The organism is Arthrobacter sp. TB 23, from assembly GCF_000294595.1.
Lineage (GTDB): Bacteria > Actinomycetota > Actinomycetes > Actinomycetales > Micrococcaceae > Arthrobacter_D.
Genome location: NZ_ALPM01000051.1, coordinates 1 through 7156 on the forward strand (window position 1 = coordinate 1; position 7156 = coordinate 7156).

At 66.2% G+C, this 7156-nt stretch carries 7 protein-coding genes and 1 pseudogene (1 of these 8 cut by a window edge); 2 read left to right on the forward strand and 6 right to left on the reverse strand.

The annotated features are described in order from the left end of the window. A partial coding sequence (locus B384_RS0106525; RefSeq protein WP_019482319.1) for an acyl-CoA dehydrogenase family protein occupies positions 1–743 on the forward strand: 743 nt, incomplete at its 5' end. A 333-nt stretch (positions 744–1076) separates the two neighbouring features. Then, complete coding sequence (locus B384_RS20055) at positions 1077–1382, forward strand: hypothetical protein (RefSeq protein ID WP_083850855.1); 306 nt, start codon at positions 1077–1079, stop codon at positions 1380–1382. On the opposite strand, the gene B384_RS0106530 is transcribed toward B384_RS20055, so the two are convergent. The 6 genes and pseudogenes from B384_RS0106530 to B384_RS0106555 form a co-directional block, all read right to left on the reverse strand. Then, positions 1324–2514: a hypothetical protein gene (locus B384_RS0106530; protein ID WP_156809000.1), complete on the reverse strand. Its 1191-nt coding sequence runs from the start codon at positions 2512–2514 to the stop codon at positions 1324–1326. The two genes, B384_RS20055 and B384_RS0106530, sit on opposite strands and share 59 nt — an antisense overlap. After that, positions 2465–3112 (reverse strand): DedA family protein, encoded by a 648-nt coding sequence (locus tag B384_RS0106535; protein WP_019482321.1) that lies wholly within the window; start codon positions 3110–3112, stop codon positions 2465–2467. Before B384_RS0106535 ends, B384_RS0106530 begins: the two co-directional genes overlap by 50 nt. A gap of 52 nt (positions 3113–3164) precedes the next feature. Beyond that, a complete protein-coding gene (locus B384_RS0106540) occupies positions 3165–4073 on the reverse strand; it encodes an RluA family pseudouridine synthase (RefSeq protein ID WP_019482322.1) in 909 nt (302 codons plus the stop codon). A 19-nt stretch (positions 4074–4092) separates the two neighbouring features. Continuing rightward, positions 4093–6036, reverse strand: coding sequence for a DUF6541 family protein (locus B384_RS0106545; protein ID WP_019482323.1), 1944 nt, complete (start codon positions 6034–6036; stop codon positions 4093–4095). A 28-nt stretch (positions 6037–6064) separates the two neighbouring features. Beyond that, positions 6065–6871, reverse strand: coding sequence for a DNA-formamidopyrimidine glycosylase family protein (locus tag B384_RS0106550; protein WP_019482324.1), 807 nt, complete (start codon positions 6869–6871; stop codon positions 6065–6067). Continuing rightward, positions 6864–7156 (reverse strand): annotated as a pseudogene (locus tag B384_RS0106555) (ATP-dependent helicase) (it continues 4552 nt past the right edge of the window). Before B384_RS0106555 ends, B384_RS0106550 begins: the two are co-directional and overlap by 8 nt.

Below are 7156 nucleotides of genomic sequence, written 5' to 3' on the forward strand. Positions count from 1 at the left end.
CGGGAGGCCTGTCCACGACGGCCACGCGCGACGGCGACACCTGGGTCCTCAACGGAGCCAAACGCTGGATCGGGAACGGGACCTTCTGCGACTACATGCTGCTCTGGGCCAAAGACACCGCCGACGGAAGCATCAGGGGCTTCATCCTGGACGCAACACTGCCGGGGATAACCCGCACCCGGATCGAGAACAAGATCGCGTTGCGCACCGTCCAAAACGCCGACATCGTGCTCGACAATGTGCGGGTCCCCGAAGCGGACCGGTTCGCCGGTATCAGTACCTTCGCCGATACCCGTCGGCTGCTGCGTGGCTCCCGGATCCTCGTCGGCTGGCAGGCGGTGGGCCAGCAGCTGGCCGCTTTCGACGTCGCCCGCCAATACGCGGTGGAGCGCCACCAGTTCGGTCGCCCCATCGGCGGTTTCCAATTGGTGCAGGACCAACTGGTGCGGATGCTCGGCAACACCACGGCCAGCCTGGGGATGATGGCGAGGGTGGCCCAGCTGCAGGAGGACGGCGGAGGGGACATGCCGCAGGCAGCGCTGGCCAAGGCCTACACCACCGCACGAATGCGGGAAACCGTTGCGCTGGGACGCGGGATCCTCGGCGGCAACGGCATCACCACCGACTTCCGGATGGGCAAGATCTTCGCCGACGCCGAGGCAATCTACACCTATGAGGGTTCCTATGAAATCAACACCCTCATTGTCGGTCGGGCGATCACAGGGCTTTCGGCGATCAACTAGAAGACTGAACTTGTCCCATCTGGTACCTGAATCACATCGGGCAGTCACTGTGGGTCGCCACCCTGCTTAGGTGGATCGTCAACGACACAATGAAGTCCCAGAGCCCCGATCCGAGGCTCGAACTAGGGACTTGATCCGGAAGTCGTCCTCGTGCCCAAAGCAGGGGTGCGGTTCGCCGTCGATCATCAGAAGCTTGTCACTATCGCCGAACGCGCCGCCGGCTGGGAAAGCAGCGCTTGTTCCCGACGCGTCGGGGATCGGCTCCACCGAAGACCTGGTGACCGCCCCACATGAGGACCGCGGCTAGAGGGCCAGCGGTGGCAGACTGGGGGGATGCCCTCGTTCCGTGCCCAACTCGACATCATGGGATTGCTCCCCGGCCATCCACCGGAGGCGGTGATGGATTCCGCTACGGCCGCTCTGGGGGCGGCCCACCTGGTGGAAGCAAAGCAGCTGGACGTGGTGGCGGGAGTGCCTCGGATCACACTCCGGTTCCTGGTCGAGGAAACCGACTACGAGACCGGGGCGCGGCAGGCAATCAGCGCTGCAGTGAACATGCGCCACGCAGTGGAGCGGGTGGCTACAGTTGGGATCCTGCGGGTTCTCCGTCGTCGTAGAAATCGATGGGAGCGACTGTAGCCATCTGTCGTGCGCGCAACTCACGACGGTAGGCGTGGTCCACCCGGTGCCGCCGCGATCCGGCAGAGATGATCAGGAAGAAGACACCCAGCCCGGCAGCGAAGGCCACGGGGGTTGATTGCAGGTCGCCGAACAACCGCTCGGGCACTATCAGCGTCACTCCCCAGACCACAGCCATAGCGACGGCGATCCGGCCACGATCCGTCATGCACACGGCCATCGCCGCCAGAATGAGCAGGATGACTCCGATCAGGGCCCAACGCTGGGCGCCCCACCCCAGCCAGTCGACTTCCAGGACCGTCAGCACCGCTCCGGTGTGGACCACTGCGGTGACCCCAGCCCAGCCGAGGAACAGCCCGAGCGGGACGTCCACGAGGGCAGCCTCAGTCCTGGTCTGCGCCGGGTAGCGGTTGAGCCACCGCAGGGCGCCGAGCAGAAGAACCACCAGCAGCCAGATCAGCACCAGGCTCGCCGTCGCGTTGGCCTGCTGGAGGGTGAGCGCCCACGCAAGTGTGACGAGCAGCGAAGCCACGACCAGCCAGCCAAGCACCCGGTGCCGGGGGCTACGCCGTTGGGACGGCAGCCACTGGTGCGCGGTGTAGCCGAGCAACCCGGTCCCGATCACCAGCCACAAATAGGGTGCAGGGAAGGCGGGTGAGACCAGCGTCGCCGCGGGATCGAATGTCCCCAATGAAGCCTCCCGGATATCCGGTCCGCCGAAGGCGCCTGCGGCATTGGCGGTGCCCAGAGTCAATCCAATCACCACCATTGTGACTGCGATCCGCCTGACCAGGTCCGGGTCCCACGACCTGACACTCTGAATGACGGTGCTGCTGCCCCGCGCTGCTCGGCGAGCAGCAGCACGGGACGCGCTCCGTCGTTCCCCCGCGGGCGGCCGGGGGCCGGCATCGGGTGCAGGGGCAGCGATCGAGCCCGGGGCGTGCTCGGCCGTCGGCCCACTGGCTAATCCGATTTTGGGGCGGCCAGCCCGCAGGCGCTCCAACGCGGGAGACACCTGACCGTGTCCGGTTTCGTCCGAGGAGGAGTGCGGCTCCCGGGAATCCTGCGCCGCGGCTGGCGAACTAGTCGGTTTGTTCGGCAGTCGGGGAACGGGCGGGGTCGGGGTGCTCATTAGTGGTTTTAACCTTCCGGCGTTGCTTGAGCGCGAGGAATGCGGCAATGACAAGTCCCACCAGCGTACCTACACCCATTCCCAGGAGGGCACTGACCCACAACGGGAAGCCTGTGGTGACGTCCGTGATATACCCGAGCATCACCAGCCAGGAGGCCCAAAGGATGCCCCCGACGGCGGCGCACACGAGGAAGGGGCGGATCGGAAGATTAGCGATGCCTGCCGCCGCGACGCCCGCAGAACGGCCAGCAGGAAGGAACCGGAGGGCAATGAGCCCGGCGTAAGTCGGTGACTTCCCGGCCTTTTCCACGGCGCCCCGGATGCTCCGATGGATGCTGCGCCCCCACTTGAACTTGTCCAACCACGAGGTCAGGCGGTTGCGGAACAGCAGGTACAGGATGATATCGCCCAGCCAGCTTCCCAGGGTGGCCGTCAACAGGGCGACGGGCAGCAGCAGGGCACCTTCGGACGCCATGGTGCCCGACGCGATTACCAAAAATTCGGAGGGCACAGCTGGAATGAACACGTCGATCACCACGATGACGAAGGTCAGAGGATGGAACAGCGGTGACCATGCTCCGAGATCGGTGAGGTCCACCGTCCCAATCTACAGGGGTCCTGCGGGGTGCGGTCTAGAGCAGGGAACCGCGTTAGGCGAAGTTCTGGAGCTGTAGCTCGCTGTCGAACCGCCGGGGGGTGCCGCTGAGCGGGTCATTGAACTCGATACTCTTGGCCAGCAACTGGAGCGGCCTGGTGTAATCGTCGGGTGCCTGAGGGTGCAGTACCGGGTAGAACGGGTCGTTGATGATCCCGAGCCCCAGCCCCGCCATGTGCAGTCTAAGCTGGTGGGTTTTGCCGGTATGCGGGGTGAGCCGGTAACGTCCGCACCCGTCCCGTTCTTCGACCAGGCTGACCAGGGTTTCAGTGTTGGGTTCACCGGCCACCTCCTGCGCCAGCAAATAGGTGCGGCTCTTGACGATCCGGCTGCGCACCACCCGCGGATGGTCCATCAGGTCCAGGGCCGGGTCCACCGGCGCGGCGGCCTCATACTCCTTGGAGATCAGCCGGTTCTCGAACAGCAGCTGGTAGTTCCCCCGAGTCGCCGGATTGGTGGAAAACAACAGAATTCCCGCCGTCAGCCGGTCCAAACGGTGCATGGGGATCAGATCGGGGAGGTCCAGCTGAACGCGCAACCGCACCAGCGCCGACTCGGCCACGTACCGGCCGCCCGGAGTGGTGGGAAGGAAATGGGGTTTGTCCACCACCAGCAGGTTGTCGTCCTGGTGCAGGATGTTCACCTCCACGGGCAGGCGTTCCTCAACCGGCAACTCGCGGTAGTACCAGACGAAGGTGTGCTCGGCGAGCGGGGTGGTCCGGGTCAGCCGCTCCCCGTTCAGTGCGACCACCTCACCGCGGTCGAAGCGGGCGGCGATGCCCTCGGGATCCACATGGTCCCACCGGTCCAGAATGTAGTCGAGTGCGGTACCCCACGGGCCCTCAGCGGGCAGGCGCAACCGGGTGGCGTTGACACCGTTGCGGACAGGAAGCGGGGATTGCATCACCTATCAAGGGTACGCGCTAGGGGCAGCCCACTATCTTGTACAGGGCTGCATCACCTTCCCGGTCTACCAGCTCGAAGCCAGCGCTGGGGGAGAGGTCCCTGAGGCCGGAGAACACCGGTGCGTCCCCGCCATGGACCGAGTCGGTTCCGAAGTCCAGGACAAAGGTTGTGTTGGTGCTGCGTACAGCCGCGCAGACCTCAGGGTTTTCCCGCATGGTGTCCAGCTCGTCAAAGATGAGCCTGGCCTCGGCTGTAGCCGGGCTGGTCCCGAAGGGCAGGAGGGATCTCCGGCCAGCGAACGCATAGTTGAGAGCCGCCCCGGTCAGCGGCTGGCCCGCAATCACCGCGTCGGCGGGGACGTGCTCGGGTAGGCGCTGCAGCAACGCCAGCTCGTCCGAGGTCAGCAACCGGGACTCTTCGGTATACCGGTAGTGGTAGGCGGCCTCGCTGACCGCCCGCTGCACCGCAAACAGCGGCGCCACCGCCAACCCAATGACCACCAGCACGGCGGTCACCAACGGCACAAACCAGACGGGCTCCGGGGCACTGCGGGTCGAGCGGACCCGCCGCGCCGTCTGGATCAGGGAACCGGCCAGCGCGACGCCTCCGATGCTGGCCACCAGCATCCCCGCCGGGGCGAGCATCGCACTGATCCGGAAGTAGTCGTTGTACCAGACCCCCGCGACGATCCACCGGAGGGTGGGTGCTTCCTGCCAGCTGCCGACGACGAATAGCGTGCCGGCCACCAGATACATGACGATCACCCACCGATGGCTGCGCAGATACAGCACGACGGCGGCTCCCACGGCGGTAAGGATCGCGGCCAGGAGAGCTATCGGTCGGCCAAGCGGTCCGTGGAACACCACTTCCGAAATGGCTCCACCGGCATCGCCCATCTGGTCCCAGTTGGTGGACCGGGCGGGGCGCACCGTCATCCACAGGACCGCAGAGAGCGCCACGAACGTGACCGTGCCCGCGGCCACCGCCAGTCGTCGTCGGCCGCGTTCGGACCGGAACCGGGCGTACGCCACCGCGAGGATGGCTGGCGCGGCCAGCGCCAGGAGGCTCAGAAGGGACGAGGGGTGGGCCAGGAGCAGGCCGGGCAGCAGGCCCAGCAACAGCAGGAGGCTCCCGAACCATCTGAGGGGCACCTCGGTGCCCGCCCCCACGAGCTGGATCACTACCCCCAGTGCTGCCGGGAGAATCGCGATGGACAGCATGAAGGGGTAGACCACCCCGAACTCCAGCAGCAGATAGGGGAAGGAACTGTAGGCGGTGGACAGCACGGCGGCGACCAGCAGGGGCATGGTTCGCTCCCCGGTGAGGCGGCTGACCAGGAAAAGGCAGCCCAGACTCCAGATCCCGGTGATCAGCACCAGATTGGCCACGTTGATGGCAGCGGTCAGTGGAATGCCAGCGGTCGCCATGACCAGTGACACCACCGCATGCCAGCCGGCCGGATAGAACGTGCCTTCCCGGCTTCCCAGATAGCCCAGGGTCAGCGATGACGAGTTGCCGGTTTCGGAGATGTAGCGCAGGGCGTTGAGATGGAAAATGTTGTCGTGGGATTGGGCGATGTTCTCCGGCACGCCGAACATCCAGAACATCCACGCCGCCACCGGCACCGCAGCGACCGCCCACGCGATGAGGACCGGCGCCCAACGGGCCAGCGGTTCAGCATTCGCGACTTCGCCGTGGATCAGTTGCCCGAAGCTGCGGCGCAGCAGCCACAACGCGGCGCCAACCGTGACGGTGACGGCCAGCACCGGTGCCAGCGACCAATCAACACCAGCGAGGGCAGCGACCTCGGCGGACACTACCACCGCCGTGATACTGAACGGTCCGGCCAGGGCCAGCAGAGTCAACCGGCGCAACCCCAGCGCCGCACCCCAGGCCAGCCCGGGCCCGAAGACCACGAGGATGGCGACCGCAAACGCCGGCAGGGTTTCCGCCCAACTCATAGGTCCCCTCGGGTTGTGGTGGATGACGTCATTGGGCGGCGGTCGGACTGGCTGGCTGACAATACGGACAGTAGTACAAATCCCGCAATTCCAGGGCGTTGTCCCCGAGCTGTTCCAGGGTCACCCTGGTGCCGCACCGCAGGCAGCCGCGGTGCTCCCGGCCATAGACCCACAGCGTGTCGCCCCTCAGATTGCCGGTGGTGGCTCGAGTGGACCGTGCCTTGTTTGCTTCCAGCAGCTTCTTCGCCAGTGCCACCATCCGCGGCAGGTCCCTGACCCCAGCGACCGGGGTCAGAGGGTGCACCCCGGCGAGGAAACACAGCTCACATCGATACACGTTTCCGATGCCCGCAAGGTTCCGTTGATCCAGCAGGGCCAGCCCAATCGGCCGGTCGGGCTGCGACAGCAAACGACGCAGCACCTCGTCGGGGTCCCAGCCCGGCCCCAGCAGGTCAGGGCCCAAATAGCCCACAGCTTCATCCTCACCGGACCGGGGGAGGACCTTCAGTAACCCCAGTTCGAATCCGACGGCGGCGGACTCGGGCGTTTCGAGAATGCAGCGTGCCTTGAATGCCGGACGGCGCCATTTGGCGCCCTTCGGGTAGATATGCCACAGGCCTTCCATCTTCAGGTGCGAGTGGATGGTCCAGCCGTCGTCGCCCCCCACCCGGATCAGCAGGTGCTTTCCACGCGCCACCACGTTCTGCACCGTCTCGCCCGTGAAGTCGACGGTCGCGAAGCGGGGGACCCGGATGTCGCAGCGCGTCAGCGTGCGGCCGGCCAGGGCCGCATTCAGTTCCCGGGCGGCGCGCCAGACGGTATCTCCCTCAGGCACGGATCCTCAGCCCTCTCGGGGTGGAGTAGAACCCTGCAGCGGTCAGGGCGCGGCCCACCTCCGAGTCCAGGACCGGCTCGCCGTTGACCTTTTCGATTGCCATTTTCTCGGCCGCCCCACGCCGGATGATCGCTACCAACGCGGCCGCGGCGGCGTGCAGGGCCGCCGAATCGTCGGTGAACGCCAGGACAGTCTTGCCGCCCCGCTCCACATAGAGGGCGAGCCGCCCGTCCTGCAGGATCACCAGCGCTCCGGCCTTCCGGCCAGGGCGGTGCCCGCCGTCGG